At 66.0% G+C, this 15,878-nt stretch carries 15 protein-coding genes; 7 read left to right on the forward strand and 8 right to left on the reverse strand.

Annotated features, from left to right (window positions below):
- Window positions 1-98: 98 nt before the first annotated feature.
- Window positions 99-641: a YaeQ family protein gene (locus tag ABD104_RS07780; protein WP_087841812.1), complete on the reverse strand. Its 543-nt coding sequence runs from the start codon at window positions 639-641 to the stop codon at window positions 99-101.
- 265 nt (window positions 642-906) lie between these two features.
- Here ABD104_RS07780 and ABD104_RS07785 point away from each other — a divergent pair, with 265 nt between their 5' ends.
- Complete coding sequence (locus ABD104_RS07785) at window positions 907-1,266, forward strand: H-NS histone family protein (RefSeq protein WP_338618463.1); 360 nt, start codon at window positions 907-909, stop codon at window positions 1,264-1,266.
- A 123-nt stretch (window positions 1,267-1,389) separates the two neighbouring features.
- Here ABD104_RS07785 and ABD104_RS07790 read toward each other — a convergent pair whose 3' ends face one another.
- Window positions 1,390-1,734 (reverse strand): DMT family protein, encoded by a 345-nt coding sequence (locus tag ABD104_RS07790; RefSeq protein ID WP_087841814.1) that lies wholly within the window; start codon window positions 1,732-1,734, stop codon window positions 1,390-1,392.
- Window positions 1,735-1,901: 167 nt separating this feature from the next.
- Here ABD104_RS07790 and ABD104_RS07795 point away from each other — a divergent pair, with 167 nt between their 5' ends.
- Window positions 1,902-2,540: a TetR family transcriptional regulator gene (locus ABD104_RS07795; protein ID WP_165963284.1), complete on the forward strand. Its 639-nt coding sequence runs from the start codon at window positions 1,902-1,904 to the stop codon at window positions 2,538-2,540.
- Between the two features lie 10 nt (window positions 2,541-2,550).
- Here ABD104_RS07795 and ABD104_RS07800 read toward each other — a convergent pair whose 3' ends face one another.
- The gene (locus ABD104_RS07800) at window positions 2,551-3,234 is read right to left on the reverse strand and encodes a DUF4136 domain-containing protein (protein WP_279813797.1); all 684 of its coding nucleotides are present in this window, start codon (window positions 3,232-3,234) and stop codon (window positions 2,551-2,553) included.
- 142 nt (window positions 3,235-3,376) lie between these two features.
- Between ABD104_RS07800 and pepN the strand changes: the two genes are divergently transcribed.
- Both pepN and ABD104_RS07810 read left to right on the forward strand, forming a co-directional pair.
- On the forward strand, window positions 3,377-6,073 hold the full coding sequence (gene pepN / locus ABD104_RS07805) for an aminopeptidase N (RefSeq protein WP_132980394.1): 2,697 nt from the start codon (window positions 3,377-3,379) through the stop codon (window positions 6,071-6,073).
- Window positions 6,070-7,086, forward strand: coding sequence for a class 1 fructose-bisphosphatase (locus tag ABD104_RS07810; RefSeq protein WP_087841818.1), 1,017 nt, complete (start codon window positions 6,070-6,072; stop codon window positions 7,084-7,086). The genes pepN and ABD104_RS07810 overlap by 4 nt, the downstream gene beginning before the upstream one ends.
- A gap of 166 nt (window positions 7,087-7,252) precedes the next feature.
- Here the strand turns inward: ABD104_RS07810 and ABD104_RS07815 are convergent, their stop codons facing one another.
- Window positions 7,253-8,698 (reverse strand): glutamine synthetase family protein, encoded by a 1,446-nt coding sequence (locus ABD104_RS07815; RefSeq protein WP_132980393.1) that lies wholly within the window; start codon window positions 8,696-8,698, stop codon window positions 7,253-7,255.
- An 8-nt stretch (window positions 8,699-8,706) separates the two neighbouring features.
- Complete coding sequence (locus ABD104_RS07820; RefSeq protein WP_087841030.1) at window positions 8,707-10,011, reverse strand: aromatic ring-hydroxylating dioxygenase subunit alpha; 1,305 nt, start codon at window positions 10,009-10,011, stop codon at window positions 8,707-8,709.
- 311 nt (window positions 10,012-10,322) lie between these two features.
- Here ABD104_RS07820 and ABD104_RS07825 point away from each other — a divergent pair, with 311 nt between their 5' ends.
- A complete protein-coding gene (locus ABD104_RS07825; protein WP_087841029.1) occupies window positions 10,323-11,051 on the forward strand; it encodes a GntR family transcriptional regulator in 729 nt (242 codons plus the stop codon).
- Between the two features lie 3 nt (window positions 11,052-11,054).
- A complete protein-coding gene (locus ABD104_RS07830; RefSeq protein WP_279813785.1) occupies window positions 11,055-12,257 on the forward strand; it encodes an MFS transporter in 1,203 nt (400 codons plus the stop codon).
- Between the two features lie 62 nt (window positions 12,258-12,319).
- Here ABD104_RS07830 and lpxO read toward each other — a convergent pair whose 3' ends face one another.
- Entirely contained in the window at window positions 12,320-13,219 is a 900-nt protein-coding gene (gene lpxO / locus ABD104_RS07835) for a lipid A hydroxylase LpxO (protein WP_087841027.1), read from the reverse strand.
- A gap of 16 nt (window positions 13,220-13,235) precedes the next feature.
- Window positions 13,236-14,210, reverse strand: a complete 975-nt coding sequence (locus ABD104_RS07840; protein ID WP_279813782.1) for a quinone oxidoreductase family protein — start codon at window positions 14,208-14,210, stop codon at window positions 13,236-13,238.
- A gap of 109 nt (window positions 14,211-14,319) precedes the next feature.
- On the opposite strand from ABD104_RS07840, the gene upp reads away from it, so the two are divergent.
- Window positions 14,320-14,970 (forward strand): uracil phosphoribosyltransferase, encoded by a 651-nt coding sequence (upp, locus tag ABD104_RS07845; RefSeq protein WP_087841025.1) that lies wholly within the window; start codon window positions 14,320-14,322, stop codon window positions 14,968-14,970.
- Between the two features lie 19 nt (window positions 14,971-14,989).
- On the opposite strand, the gene ABD104_RS07850 is transcribed toward upp, so the two are convergent.
- Window positions 14,990-15,853, reverse strand: coding sequence for an N-acetylmuramoyl-L-alanine amidase (locus ABD104_RS07850; protein WP_303395847.1), 864 nt, complete (start codon window positions 15,851-15,853; stop codon window positions 14,990-14,992).
- Window positions 15,854-15,878: the final 25 nt, after the last annotated feature.

A 15,878-nucleotide genomic window follows, 5' to 3' on the forward strand; every position in this document is an offset into this window, starting at 1 on the left:
CGCTTTTCGGTAGACCAAACTCGTAACCACTTTGCTTTTTTATCCTAGCACCAAAAACGCGGACGTTCATGGCATCCCATGGCGTCCAAAAACCCTATTCATAATGAGGGATGCAGCCTTTCCGGCGTCAGTGTGGCGTCCCGCTCGCCATTACCCATCCAGGCCTGGCCTTCCTGCACGTTGCATTGCAGCTGCATGTTTCGTTCCGCGAGCCGGGCCAGCGCGGCGGTATCGTCGGGGGCCAGCCGGAAAATCTGCAGATTATCCAGCCGCGCCACCTTGTCCTGGTTCTGGCGCCACCACGCGTCGGCGGTGCGGCCATAGGCATAGAGCACCACCCGCGCGGCGCGGGCGCATGCCTTGCGCAGCCATTTCTCGTCCGGCAAGCCCACTTCTATCCAGACGTCCACGGCACCGGTCAGATCCTTGCGCCATAGATCCGGCTCGTCGTCGGTCGACAGCCCCCTGCCGAACGCCAGCTCCTCGTCCGCATTCAGCGCGAAGGCCAGTACCCGCACCATCATTCTTTCATCGGTTTCCGAGGGATGGCGCGCAACGACCAGGGAATGTTCCGCGTAGTACCCCCTGTCCATGTCCGCTACCTGCAGTACCGCCTTGTAAACCACCGAACGTAGAGCCATGTCTTTTCATGCGGCCGCCCGCGGCGGCCGTTCCTCAAAAATTCCGGAGTCGGACGGCCTTGCGCAGGCGACTCCGGGAAATTACCCAAGTAGGTTTCCGAATGAACTTCCGGCGCAAATGGCGCTCTATTCTTTTGAAAATGTATCCGTTTTCACATAAGGGCTTCACAGCTTGGAAAATTCGCTTCTAAAATGCGCTGGCAATCCCGCGTTCCAAATCGAGTATTTCCTCTGCCCTTCGCCTGAAAAAACCACCTGGACAAAAATGGCTAAAGATACCTACCAATCACTGCAGGCCCAAATCCGCAAGCTTCAGGAAAAAGCGGAAAGCGTTCGCCAGAAACAACGCCAGCCTGTCATCGCTTCCATTCTTCGCTCGATGCAGGAATTCTCGATCACGCTGGACGAGTTGAAAGCCGCCCAGGCCAAGGGCGGGGCGCCCCGCAAGCGGGCGAGCGGCACCGCCGCCAAGACCAGCGCGGCAAAACCCGCCAAGCAGGTCGCTCCCAAGTACCGCCATCCCGAAACCGGCGAAACCTGGACCGGCCGCGGCAAACCCCCGCGCTGGCTGGTGGCGGCCGAAGCCGGCGGCGCGACGCGCGACCAGTTTCTCATCGCCCAGTAATACGGCGCAGGCCGGCAGGGCCTTTGTAAAGGTGGTTTTACGATTCATATCCGTAAAACCACCTTTTTGATTGTTACCGGAAAGGTTTACCCGTCCAAAGCCTCGGATTATTACGGTCGTGAATTATTTCTTGAAGGCGAAATAAACCGCGCCCACCAGGCAGCACGCCGCCCATAAATGGTTCAGCCGCAGCCGCTCATCCATGAACAGCAAGGCGAACGGCACGAACACCGTCAGCGTCACCACCTCCTGCAATATCTTCATCTGCGTTACGCTAAGGAAATCGAAGCCGTAGCGGTTCGCGGGCACCATGATTGCATATTCAAAAAAAGCCAGCCCCCAGCTCGCCATCAGGGCCAGATACCACGGACTGCCATGGGCGTATCGCAGGTGTCCATACCATGCGAACGTCATGAATGTGTTGGATAACGCCAGAAGCCCCACGAATGCCAATATCTGGGCAGCCATGCGCCCTCTCCTCAGTCAAACAAGCCAAAACATGGTATGCTTACATACATTCATGCATGTATATAAGCATTGCGCAGGGGCACCTTAGCTAGATAGCCCATTCACTCACACACCTCCGTCCGGCTGCCTTCCAGGCTGATGCCGGACACCACCGGCTGGGCATGGCCATGGTACGCAAAACGAAAGAGGAAGCGCTCGAAACCCGCACCCGCATTCTCGAAACCGCCGAGCAGATCTTCAGCGAACAAGGCGTCTCGCACACGTCGCTGCAGGATATCGCGGCGGCCGCCAATGTAACCCGTGGCGCGATCTACTGGCACTTCAAGAACAAGACGGACCTGCTGGACGCGATGCTGCAGCGGGTCAAGATGCCGATCGAGGATGCGCTCGAGCGCAGTTGCGACGCCAACTCCCCGGATCCGCTCAACCAGTTGCGGCGCAGCGCCGTCGGCGCCATGCAATTGATCTCCGAGGGCGCGAGCGCGCAGCGGGTCTGTGAGATCCTGCTGTTCAAGTGCGAATATGTGGCGGAAACGGCGGACATGCGCCGTCGCCACGTGGAAAGCCGCAAGGTCGCCCTGGGCCGCTACGAAGACGGCTTCCGCCGCGCCATCGCCCTGGGGCAGCTTCCGCCCCACACCGACCCGCGCATAGCCGCCCTGGGCCTGCACGCCATCATGCATGGCCTGTTCATGGACTGGATGCTGGAACCTGGCGACTTCGACATCACCGAAGTGGGCGGCCGCGTCATCGACGACTTCCTGGCGGGGCTGAAGATCAGCCCGCCGCCGGCCCGGGCCGGCTGAGGCGCGAGCGCTACCTGCGCTGCTCCACCTCGTAGGTGACGTCCCGGACCTGTCCGTTCGTGTCGGGGAAACGATCGAAGATCGCCCGCACGAGGTAGGGCATCACCTGCGGAATGGAGTCGCCCGAGCCGGTGCTCACGGCCGTGGACTCGTAGACTTTCTGCCCGTTCTGCCTGGCGTCCCGGATCTCCACCCGCAGCGACGCGCGGGATGCGTCTACCGTGGTGGACGTCCAGGTCGGCGGATACGGGGGCCCCCAGGCAAAGCCCATGCCGCCGCGGCCGCGATAGCCGAAGCCGCCCCAGCCGTAGCCCCACGGCCCCCAGGGCCCGTAGAAGGGATCGTAGGCCGGACGCTCGATGCGCACCTGCACCGGCTCGACGCCGTACGAGAAGCTGACGGTGAAGCGGGCGGGCTTGCCCGCCTCGGCCTCGACCATGCCGGTGGGGCCGATGCCCGACCGGATCATGTCGGCGTATTCGCGATATTCCAGGCTGTCCCGCTGCGCCGCGGACGTATCGAATTTCCAGGTGGCGCCGACGGCATCGGCCGGCCATTGCTGGAAGGTCGTGACGCGGGCCGGCACCGTGGTCGCGCAGCCCGCGAGCAACGCCACGGCGGCCACCTTCGCGACGCGGCTGGCCCATGTCCAGCCGCCCCGTCCGAAGAAAGAATTACATTTGGATATCGACATGGTGCTTTCGCGTCCGCAGCAAGAATCGTAATTTAACCGTTATGGCGCTTGGACCGACACGAGGTGTTTCGGTTCTCGGCCGACGCGTCCCGCCCCGCCCCGCTACAATCCCATCCCTGCGCCGCCACTCGTTTCCGCCATCATGCGTACCGATACTCCCGTCACCATCAGACGCCAGAATTACCTTCCGTTTCCGTATGACATCGCGACGGTCAGGCTGGAATTCGACCTCGACCCCGCCGACACCCTGGTCCGTTCGCTGCTGGAGGTACGGCGTACCGGCGAAGGCCCGCTGGTCCTGGACGGCGAGGAACTGGAACTGGTCGCCGTCAAGGTGGACGGCCGGGACTGGAGCGGACACTACCAGGTGGACGGCAGCACCCTGACGCTGGACGACCTGGGCGTCCAGGCGCAGGTCGAGATCGTCTCGCGCTGCCGGCCCGAGGCCAATTCGGCGCTGATGGGGCTTTATATCTCGAACGGCGTCTTCTTCACGCAGTGCGAGGCCGAGGGCTTTCGCCGCATCACCTGGTTCCCCGACCGGCCCGACGTCATGTCGCGGTATTCGGTGGTGCTGCGGGCCGACAAGAAACGCTTCCCGCAATTGCTGTCCAACGGCAACCTGGTCAAGCAGGCCGACCTGCCCGATGGCCGCCACGAAGCGCATTGGGAAGACCCCTTTCCCAAGCCCTGCTACCTCTTCGCGCTGGTCGCGGGCACCCTGACCTGGCGCGAGTCCCGCATGCGCACCCGCTCGGGCCGCGAGGTGCTGCTGCAGGTCTACAGCGACCCCGGCAGCGAGGCCAAGACGCAGTACGCGCTGGAGTCGCTGGAGCGCGCCGTGCGCTGGGACGAGCAACGCTTCTCGCTCGAACTGGACCTGGACCGCTTCATGATCGTGGCCGCCCGCGATTTCAACATGGGCGCCATGGAGAACAAGGGCCTGAACATCTTCAACGCCGCCTACGTGCTGGCCGACCCGGAAAGCGCCACCGACGCCAACTTCAGCGCGATCGAAGCGGTGATCGGGCACGAGTATTTCCACAACTGGACCGGCAACCGCGTCACCTGCCGCGACTGGTTCCAACTGAGCCTGAAGGAAGGCCTGACCGTCTTCCGCGACCAGGAATTCACCGCCGACATGATGGCGCAGGGACTGGACGCGCAGGCGGCCGCCAGCGCGCGCACGGTCAAGCGCATCGACGACGTCGTGACGCTGCGGGCCGCGCAGTTCCCCGAGGATGCCGGCCCGATGGCGCACCCCATCCGGCCCGAGAGCTACCAGGAGATCGGCAACTTCTATACCGCCACGGTCTACGAGAAAGGGGCGGAAGTCATTCGCATGCAGCAGACCCTGCTGACGCCCGCGGGCTTCACGCGCGGGCTGGCCGAGTACTTCCGCCGGCACGATGGCCAGGCCGTCACCTGCGACGACTTCGTCGCCGCGATGGAGTCGGTCTACGTGCAGGATCACCCCGGACGCGACCTGTCCGTGTTCAGGCGCTGGTACAGCCAGGCCGGCACGCCGCGGGTGCGGGTGACGATCGAGCACGACGCCGCAACGCGGCGGTGCACGGTCACGCTCGCCCAGCGCTGCGAACCCGTGGGCGTGGAGCGCCTGCCGGGCGCGCCGGCCAAGCAGCCCTTCCACATTCCCTTCGCCATCGGCCTGCTGGATGCCCAAGGCCGGGCCCTGCCGCTCGAGCAGGCGGGCGGACACGAGGTGCGCGACACCGCGCTGCTCGAACTGACCACCGAGCACGCGCAATGGACGTTCGAGAACATCGACGCCAGGCCGGTACCCTCGCTGCTGCGCGACTTTTCCGCGCCGGTCATCGTCGAATACGACTACACCGATCACGAGCTCGCGCTGCTGATGAAGCACGATGGCAATGCCTTCGCCCGCTGGGAAGCCGGACAGCAACTGGCTACCCGCGTCATCCTGGCGGCCACCCGCGAACGGCAGGAGGGCAAGCCCTTCGTGCTGCATGGCGACTTCATCGAAGCCTGGCGCTCGGTGCTGGCCGCGCCGGGGCTGGATGCCGCCTACCGGGCTCGCGCCCTGACGCTGCCGTCGGAGAAGACGCTGGCCGAACACATGGCCAAGGTCGATCCGGTGGCGCTGGCCGCCGTGCGCGACGAAACCCTGGGCGCGCTCGGCCGCGCGCTGGCGGACGACTGGCGCGCCGCCATCGATGCCAACCAGACGCCGGGGGACTATTCGCCCGATCCGGTCAGCGCGGGCAAGCGCGCGCTGAAGAACCTCGCGCTGGCCACGCTGATGGCCGGCCGCGTGGACGGCGCGGCGGAACTGGCACTGCGCCAATACGACACGGCGCGCAACATGACGGACCGGCTGTCGGCCCTCTCCTCGCTGGTCAACTTCGGCGCGCCAGACGCCGCCGCGCGGGTGCTGGCCGACTTCTACGACCGCTGGCAGGACGACCCGCTGGTGGTGGACAAATGGTTCACCCTGCAGGCGACCGCCCGGGGCACCACGGTCCAGACCGTGGAAGGCCTGATGGCCCATACGGCGTTCTCGCTGCGCAATCCCAACCGCGCCCGCTCGCTGGTCTTCCAGTTCTGCCTGAACAATCCCTACGGCTTCCATCGCGCCGACGGCAGCGGCTACCGCTACTGGGCCAGCCAGGTCCTGGCGCTGGACGCCCTCAACCCGGAAATCGCGGCTCGCCTGGCCCGTGCGCTGGACCGCTGGGTCCGCTACGTACCCGAACTGAGCGACCCCATGCGCCAGGCGCTGCAGCAGGTGCGCAGCCATCCCGGCCTGTCGCGCAACGTCACCGAAATCGTTTCTAAAGCCCTGGAGATCGCCGCATGAAGCGCAAGACGCTTACCCAATTCCTGATCGAGCAGCAGCGCGGGGCCGCCGCCCTGCCCGCCGAAGTCCGCCTGCTGGTCGAAATCGTCGCCCGCGCCTGCAAGGCCATCGGCCACGCGGTCGGCAAGGGCGCGCTGGGCGGCGTGCTCGGCAGCCTGGAAACCGAGAACATCCAGGGCGAGGTGCAGAAGAAGCTGGACGTGCTGTCCAACGAAATCCTGCTGGAAGCCAACGAGTGGGGTGGCCAGCTGGCCGCCATGGCCTCCGAGGAAATGGAGACCGTCCACCTCATTCCCACCCACTACCCCAAGGGTGAATACCTGCTGCTGTTCGACCCGCTGGACGGCTCCAGCAACATCGACGTGAACGTGTCCATCGGCACGATCTTCTCGGTGCTGCGCGCGCCCGCCGAGGCCCGTGGCCGCGAGATCACCGAGCAGGACTTCCTGCAGCCGGGCTCGCAGCAGGTCGTGGCGGGCTACGCGCTGTACGGCCCGCAGACCATGCTGATCCTGACCGTGGGCACCGGCGTGTTCGGCTTCACCCTGGACCGCGAAGTCGGCTCGTGGGTGCTGACCCAGGAAAACATCCGCATTCCCGCCGACACCAAGGAATTCGCGATCAACATGTCCAACATGCGCCACTGGGCACCGCCGGTGCGGCGCTACATCGAGGAATGCCTGGCCGGCAAGACCGGACCGCGCGGCAAGGACTTCAACATGCGCTGGATCGCCTCCATGGTGGCCGACGTGCACCGCATCCTGAACCGCGGCGGCATCTTCATGTACCCGTGGGATGCGCGCGAACCGACCAAGCCCGGCAAGCTGCGCCTGATGTACGAAGCCAACCCGATGAGCATGCTGGTGGAACAGGCCGGCGGCGCCTCGACCAACGGCCTGCAGCGCATCCTGGACATCGAGCCCGCCGCGCTGCACGAACGCGTCAGCGTGATCCTGGGCTCGAAGAACGAAGTCGACCTCGTCACGAGCTATCACAAAGACGCGAGCAACTGATCCAGGAAACCGCGGATCCTGCTTTGCCAGGCCGCGCGCATCGCCCCTCGGGACCCGGCGCCGGGCCGCCCCGAGGCGGGTCCCGGCCCCCTTGGGGGGCTGCCGCGTAGCGGCTGGGGGCCCACCATGCGGGGCGCGCGTCAGCGCGTCGGGGGGGAAACCTCCCCTAGAACAGTTCGAAGTACTCGCGCTGTTCCCACTCGCTCACTTCGAGATTGAAGCGGGCGATCTCGGCTTCCTTGATGTGGCAGAAGTAATCCACGAAGCCGGCCCCCAGCCCCTCGCGCAGCACCGGATCGTCGCGCAAGCATCCCAGCGCCTCGGTCAGCGTATGCGGCAGGCTGGCGGCCTGGGTCTCGTAGGGCGCATCGGCCGACGGCCCGGGATCGAGGGCGCGGGCGATGCCATCCATGCCCGACAGCACCTGGGACGCGAAATACAGGTAGGGATTCGCCGCGGGTTCGCCCACCCGGTTCTCGATACGGGTCGCGGAGTCGCCCACGCCGCCCAGCACGCGCAGCATGACGCCACGGTTGTCCCGTCCCCAGATCGCCCGATCGGGCGCGAGCGAATACGGCCGGTAGCGCTTGTAGCCGTTGAGCGTCGGCGTGGACAGCGCGGTGGCGCCGCAGGCGTGGGCGAGCAGCCCGCCCAGGTAGTGGCGCCCCACCGGCGACAGGTCCTGGCCCGCCTCGGCGGGCACGAAGGCATTGCTGCCGTCGGACAGGCGGCGCAGGGATTGATGCAGGTGCCAGCCGCTGGACACGACGTTCGGGATGCGCGGGCGGCACATGAAAGTGGCATGGAAGCCTTCGCGGCGGCAGACCTGCTTGACCGCGTTGCGGAACAGGATCATGTCGTCGGCGGTCTTGAGCGCATCGCCCGGCGCGAAGGTGAACTCGAACTGGCTGGGACCGAACTCCACTTCCAGCGAACGCAGCGGGAGGTCCAGTTGCTGCGTGGTCTTGCGCACCAGTTCCATGACCGCGTCGACCGCGTCATAGCGCAGCTCGGTCAGGTACTGGTAGCCGTGCGACATCAGTTCGACATCCGGGGGCACGCCTGGCTGGCCGGGCTGGCCCGCGTCTTCCGGGCGCATGTGATGCTGCGCCACCCTGAAGACGTGGCACTCGACCTCCAGCCCCGTGATCAGGCCATACCCGGCTTCGTTCAGGTTCGCCAGCGTCTTGCGGAACAGCTGGCGGGTGTCGAACGGCACGGGTACGCCGGTCTGGAAATACGTGTCGCACAGCAGCCAGCCGGTATTGGGCGCCCAGGGCAGGACCTTGAACGTGGTGGGATCGGCCACCATCAGCACGTCGGCGGCGCCCTGCATCTCGGGGCGGCTGAAGCCGCCGCCGGACGTGAACACCGGGAACACCGTCCGGTGCGACGTATCCTTGGCGTACATGGTGGTGGTGATGGTGACGCCGCTCTTGAGCGCGCGCACCGCCTCCTGGGCCACCAGCGTCTTGCCGCGCAGGATCCCGTGCTGGTCGGGGAAGGAAAAACGCACGACATCCAGCTTGCCGCTCTCGAGGGCGGCGATGACGTCGCGCGCGGCTTGCTGCTGGACCTCGGACCACAGGCCGAACCGATCAACGAAAGACATGTCGCCCCCTACGCGGCCCACTCGGAACTCTTGCGGCGCTTCTCGTCCGCGACCTTCCAGTAATCGCTCCAGGTATCGTCCGGGCCGATGCCGTCGATGGACGGCGGGCCGGTGAATTCGCCCGCCTGCGACTCATCGATCATCATCAGGGCCTTTTCGCCACGCTCGGCCTGGTCGATGGCCTCGAGCAGCAGGCGACGATAGGCGACGATGCCCTTGTCGGTGGAGCCCAGGTGCTCGCGGGTACGGTCCTGGATCTTGCCTTGCGATTCCACGGCCCACTGGTCGTGCACGTTGATGTCGTGCCCCATCCCGGTGTAGGTCTGCGTCGCCTGCTCCTTGGCGTTGTATCCGTAGTTGTTGAAACGGCCCACGCGCGGCATGTAGTCCGGCAGCTCGTACAGCGCCAGGCGCTGCTCGCGCATCTGCTGCTTGTTCACCGGCTGGCCGAAGCTGGTGAAGATGGCGTACCAGTAGCAGCTTTCGTCATCGATGGGCACATGCCATTGAGCGATCGTCATCTCGGAGCTCATGGGAATGATGAAGGCCTGGGGGAAGACGAGATTGGTCACGCGCACGTGGGTCTGCTCGCCGCCCAGCCGGCGCAGCGCGGTCAGGCGCAGCCCGTAGTTGGCCGGATCGACCTTGATCTCGGGGCGGTCGTACTCGCGCAGCACCTTGGTGATGGGCAGGTTGGAGTCGGCCGACGCGCCGCGGAACTGTTTGCCGTAGCTGGCCTCGGTATCGCCGTCCTCGAAGAAGCGGTGCAGGTACGAAGCGTGGGCGGGGTCGATGCCGACCTCTAGCGCCTGCAGCCAGTTGCAGTCGAGATAGCCCTTGAAGGCGAAGGTGTATTCGTTCGGGGCGACGAAGCAGTCGAAGTGGGGAAACGCCGGAGGCTCGCCTTCGCCGATGTAGGCGAACAGGAGGCCGCTCTTCTCGACCACGGGATAGGACTTCTGCCTGATGCGCTGGGGCAGCTTGCTGCCTTCCGGCTCGGCCGGCGTTTCCAGACAGGCGCCATCGACGTCGAACAGCCAGCCATGGAACAGGCAGCGCAGTCCGCCATCCTCCAGGCGCCCGAAGGCCAGGTCGGCGCCGCGGTGCGGACAGTCCCGATCGAGCAGGCCGTAGCGTCCCTGCTCGTCGCGGAACAAGACGAAGTCCTGCCCCATGAGCTTGACCGGGCGGACCGGGCGATCGCCCTCCAGTTCGTCGACCAGGGCAACGGGCTGCCAGTACCGGCGCAGCAGGTTGCCGGCCGGCGTACCCACCCCCACGCGGGTGATGCGTTGATTCTGTTCAGGGGACATACGAACTCCAATGGGACGATGCGATGTATGCAAGATACTATTCTATGGATCCAACGATGTAAACCCATGCCATGCCGATCTTGATCACGCATCATTGCGAAGAATGCCATGAATCATTAATTATCTTTATTTTTCAAAAACTTAAACAACCACATCGTTTTCCCTAGCCTGACCTTGAACGGGGGCCTCCATAGCTGAAGAATGCCCCAGAATCATAAAACTGGATCCAGCCAATCAATTGGATACAATGAGCGCCGGTGATCGCGCCGCGCCTCGAGGGGCACGCGCCGCACCCGCAAAGGAGAGCGACATTGGAATCGCAACAGACGCGCGTATTGGTGCAACTGCGGGACCTGATACTCAAAGGGGAATTCACGCCCGGCGAACGTCTGGCCGAGATTCCGCTGGCCGAGAAGCTGGGCGTGTCGCGCACGCCCATTCGCCTGGCGCTGGCCGCCCTGGAACAGGAAGGGCTGATCGAGCCCTCGCCCACCAACGGCTACATGATGCGGCGCTTCACGCCGCGCGAGATCCACGATGCGATCGCGGTGCGCGGCCACCTGGAAGGCATGGCCGCCCGTCTGGTGGCCGAGCATGGCGTCTCGCGCCAGTTGTCGCTGGACCTGCGGGCCTGCCTGCAGGACGGCGACCGCGCGGTCAACAAGGCCGAGATGACCTATGACGACTATGCCCTGTACGGGGAAATGAACGATCGCTTCCATAAGCTGATCATCGATGCCGCCGGCAACTTCGCCCTGGCGCGCGCCATAGAAATGAACAATCGCCTGCCCTTCGCCTCGCCCAGCACCATGCTGCCGATGCAGAACACCGGGGACGAACGGCAGAAGTGGATGGTCTACGCCCACTTGCAGCATCACCGGCTGGTCCAGGCCATGGAGAAAGGCGAAGGTGCCCGTGCGCAGGCGCTGGCCGAGGAACACGTGGATGTCGCGCAAATGAACCTGGAATACGCGCTCGAGCGCCCGGAAACGGCGGCCCAGTTGCTGCCCGCCATGAAGATCGTCCTGGGCAAGGCCTGACGCATGGCCCTCGACAGAGGTTCCCAACGCACCGATTGGCCCGGTGTCGGCCTGGGCGTGGCCTGCGGCATCCTGGTCGCCCTGTGCGTGGGCAAGATGCCCCCCGCGCTGCCGCTGCTGCAGCAGGACCTGGGCTTGAGCCTGCGCGAGGTGGGCTGGGTCGTTTCCTTGTTCAGCACCATTGCCACCCTGTGCGCGGCAGGCATGGGACTCGTCTCCGGCCGCGTCGGCGCCTGGCGCTTCACCCTCGCCGGCCTGTGCGCGCTGATGGCCGGGGGGCTGCTGGGCGCGGTATCCGACAGCTATGCCATGCTGCTGGCCAGCCGCATCCTGGAAGGCACCGGGCAGATCGCAATCGTCGTGTCGGTACCCGCCCTGCTGACGGCGCTCAGCGCGCCGCACCAGACCCGCCTGGTGCTGGCCCTTTGGTCGGCCTACATGCCGCTGGGCATCAGCTTCGCGCTGCTGACGGCACCGTTGCTGCTCGAGGACGGCCACTGGCGCCTGCTATGGACGCTGATCGCCGGCGTGACGGCCGTGTGCGCGGTCTGGATGGGACACTGGCGCAAGCGCTATGTCCATGCCAGGCCGGCGGCGCGCTCGCTGGACTGGCGCAAGCTGACGGGCGGGCTGCGCCAGCTCGTGCCCTGGGTGCTGGGGCTCTCGTTCACGTTCTACGCCATCCAGTTCTTCACGGTAATGACCTTCCTGCCGACCTGGGCCATCCAGGAACGCGGGCTGTCGCTGCGCACCGCCTCCCTGCTGACCGCCGTCGTGATCTTCTTCAACGCCGGCGGCTCGGTGCTCGGCGCCTCGCTGTTGCAGCGCGGCCTGCGCGGCAGCTCGCTGATCATGACGGCCCATGTCGTCGTCGGCCTGTCGGCCTGCGCGATCTTCTCGGATTGGCTGCCGGATGCCGTCCGCTTCATGGCCTGCCTGAGCCTGAACCTGATCGGCGGCACCCTGCCGGCGGCCACCTTGTCGGCATCGCCGCGCCTGGCCAAGAGTCCGGACCAGATCGCCAGCCTCCAGGGGCTGTTCCTGCAGGGCTCCAACCTGGGCCAGTTCGCGGCCGCCCCGCTGGTGACCTGGGCCGTCACGTTGTCCGGCCCGGTGCCGGACTGGTCCCATGCCCTGCCGCTGATGGCGCTGTGCGCCACGACCGGCCTGGCCCTGGGAACCTTCGCCCGCTCGCGGGGACTATGAAAAACGGCCATGGCGCTCGCCGCCATGGCCGTTGCCTGCTGCCCCGAGGCCGCGCCTCTGGCTCAGATGTAGATGATCAGCGCGACCACGCCAATGATCAGGGCTGCCTTGGTCAGCCGGTAAACCGTGCGGTTCCAGTTCTTGAGCCTGCGGCGATACTGCCCGGCCACCCAGACGACATAGAACAGCTTGTTGATCAGGCCTGTCTTGTCGCCCTCTTCATTGGGCGAACTGGCGGCGGTCATGACCTTGCGCCCCATCCACTTGTTGAAGGCCTGCGCCCAGCGGTAGCGCAGCGGACGCTCGACGTCGCAGAACAGGATGATGCGGTCGCGGTCCGTCCCGTTCTCGGCCCAGTGGATGAAGGTCTCGTCGAACACCACGCTCTGCCCGTCGCGCCAGCTGTAGCGCTCGCCGTCCACCTCGATGAAGCAGCGGTCGTCGTTCGGCGTCTCCAGCCCCAGGTGGTAGCGCAGCGAGCCGGCGAACGGATCGCGGTGGGGATTGAGCTTCGCCCCGGGCGGCAGTTCGGCGAACATGGCGGCCTTGACCTCGGGAATGCCGCGCAGGATCTCGACCGTGCGGGGGCAGTACTCGTGCGCGGACGGATGCTGGGCCTCGTACCACTTCAGGTAGAACCGTTTCCAGCCCGACTTGAAGAAGGAGTTGAAACCCGCGTCGTTGTTCTTTTCCGCCGCGCGGATGCGCTGCGCGTCGCGCAGTTTCACCGCCTCGTCGCGGATGACCTCCCAGTTGTCGTCCAGCGCCTGCAGCGCCGGCAATTGCCGCACCGGGATGTACGGCACGGCGGGCACCCGGGAAAACAGGTACATGAACGCGTTGACGGGTGCCACGATCGAGGAATGGTCGAACAACTGCCTGAAGAAGCGCAGCCGGACCTTGCCCCGGAAGTGCACGTAGCCGATGGCGCCCAGGTACAGCGCGACGATGATCCATTTCATGTTCAGTCCTATCCCCCTACACCTCTAGTACGGTGGAGCCGGTGGTCTTGCGGGCGGCCAGCGACTCGTGGGCCTGGGCGATGTCCTCGAGCTTGAAGCGCTGCTCGATGCGCGGCTTGATCTTGCCCGCGACGACCAGCTCGAACAGGTCGGCCGCCGCGGCCTGCATTTTTTCCAGGGTATCCACGTGATGCGCCACGGTGGGCCGCGTCACGAACAGCGATCCCTTCTGCGCCAGGATGCCCAGGTTGACCCCGGTGACCGCGCCCGACGCGTTGCCGAAGCTGACCATCAGGCCCCGCTGCTGCAGGCAGTCGAGCGACGTTTCCCAGGTGTCCTTGCCCACGCCGTCGTAGACCACCGGCACTTTCTTGCCCTTGGTCAGCTCGAGCACGCGCTCGGCCACGTTCTCGCGGCTGTAGTCGATGACCTGCCACGCGCCGTTGGCCTTGGCCAGCGCCGCCTTTTCCGGCGAGGACACCGTACCGATCAATTTTACGCCCAAAGCCTTCGCCCACTGGCATGCGATCAGGCCGACGCCGCCGGCCGCGGCGTGGAACAGGATGGTCTCGTTGCCCTGCAGGCGGTAGGTCTGGCGGAACAGGTACTGCACCGTCAGCCCCTTGAGCATGATGGCCGCGGCCTGGTCGAAACCGACGCCGTCCGGGATGCGGACCACCTGGAAGGCGGGCATGTTGCGCACTTCCGCATAGGCGCCCAGCGGGCTCTGCCCATAGGCCACGCGGTCGCCCACCTTCAGGTGCCGGACCTTGGGCCCCACAGCGTCGACCACGCCCGCCGCCTCGAACCCCAGCACGGCGGGCAGCCGGGCAGGATACAGGCCGGTGCGGAAATAGATGTCGATGAAATTCAGGCCGACCGCGTGCTGCCGGATCCGGACTTCGCCGGGACCGGGGGCGGGCACGTCGACGTCAACCAGCTTGAGCACTTCGGGGCCGCCATGCTGCTCGATGCGTATCGCCTTGGACATCTGGAATCTCCTTGATGGGCAATGGTCATGCCGCATTCTAATCGCGCATACAATCGCGGAGAATATCGGCCGCGCCGAGGCGCCGTCCGCCCATCCTCAAGGTACGCATGTGAAGACCGATCCGCGCTTTCCCAACCTGTTCATCCTCGATCACCCGCTGATCCAGCACAAGCTGACCCACATGCGCGACAAGAACACGTCGACGCGGACGTTCCGCCAGTTGCTGCGCGAAATCTCGCAACTGATGGGCTACGAGGTCACCCGCAACCTGCCGCTGGCGCTGCGCCCCATCGAGACGCCCATGACGCCGATGGACGCGCCGGTGATCGCCGGCAAGAAGCTCGCCGTGGTGCCGGTGCTGCGCGCGGGCAGCGGCATGGCGGACGGACTGCTGGACCTGGTGCCCTCGGCCCGCGTCGGCCATATCGGCCTGTATCGCGACGATCAGCACCGGCCGGTGGAATACCTCGTGCGCCTGCCGGAGCTGGAAGGCCGCACCTTCATCCTGTGCGATCCGATGATAGGCACGGGCTATTCGGCCGCCCACGCCGTGGAGGCGTTGAAAAAGCGCGGCGTGCCGGCCTCGAACATCATCTTCGTCGCGCTGGTGGCCTCGCCCGAGGGCATGCAGGTCTATTGCGACCACCACCCCGACGTTCCCATGTACCTGGCGTCGCTGGACGACTACCTGGACGAGAACGCCTACATCGTGCCGGGGCTGGGCGACGCCGGCGACCGCCTCTTCGGGACCAAGAACTAGGCCGGCGTCCCCCGGGTTCCTACCAGGCCGACGCATCGCCCGCGCCCGCCGGCCCCGACGCTGCCACCAGCGCCGCCAGCACGCCGGCGGTCTCGGCATCCAGCACGCCGTCGTAGCGCGCGGGCCGGTAGTGCATCTGGAACGCCGCGACGACCGCCCGCATCTCGCGCTCGGGCGCCTCGAGGGGCGGCACCGCATAGCCCACCCGGGCCAGTTGCTGCCGGACCGAAGCCATGTCGGGCAGCCCCTGGGCAGCGAAGCGCGCCCCCAGCGCCTGGGCCACCGATTCGTCATACCATCGCCCCACGCCCTCGCGCGCCAGTTCGCGCCACGGAAACAGCGGCCCGGGGTCCTGCTTGCGCAGCGGCGCGATGTCGCTGTGGCCGACGATGTTCTCGGGCGCGACGCCGTGGCGCTCGGCAATGTCTCGCACCAGCGCCTTCACGGCCCGGATCTGCGACGGCCGGTACGGCTGCCAGGCCGGCGTGCCGTCGGCGGCGGTCCCGACCGGGCCGCGATTGACGATCTCTATGCCTATCGAACTGCGATTGAGCCAGGTATAGCCGCCCCACTCGCTCTGGCCGGCATGCCAGGCGGCGCGGCTCTCGTCCACCAGCCGGTAGATGCGCGGCGGCTCGTCGTCGGTGATCAGGTAATGGCTGCTGACCTCGCCCTGGCTGAGTATGCCCAGCGCCCGCGGCGACTCGGACACCGTGTAGTGGAGCACGATGAACCGCACGCGGCTGCCCTGGCTGCGTGCGCTGACGGACGTGTCGATGTCCAGGCCGGCCTTGCCTGGCGCCATCGGGGCACACCCCTGGAGCACCAGCAGGCCGGCAAGCCCGAGCATGGCCAGGGGCCGGGAAAGGTAAGACCGGGTCATCGGATTGCTGCTGCCGGGGAAATCC

Origin of the sequence: Pigmentiphaga daeguensis (assembly GCF_039523035.1) — a bacterium.
GTDB lineage: Bacteria > Pseudomonadota > Gammaproteobacteria > Burkholderiales > Burkholderiaceae_B > Pigmentiphaga > Pigmentiphaga daeguensis.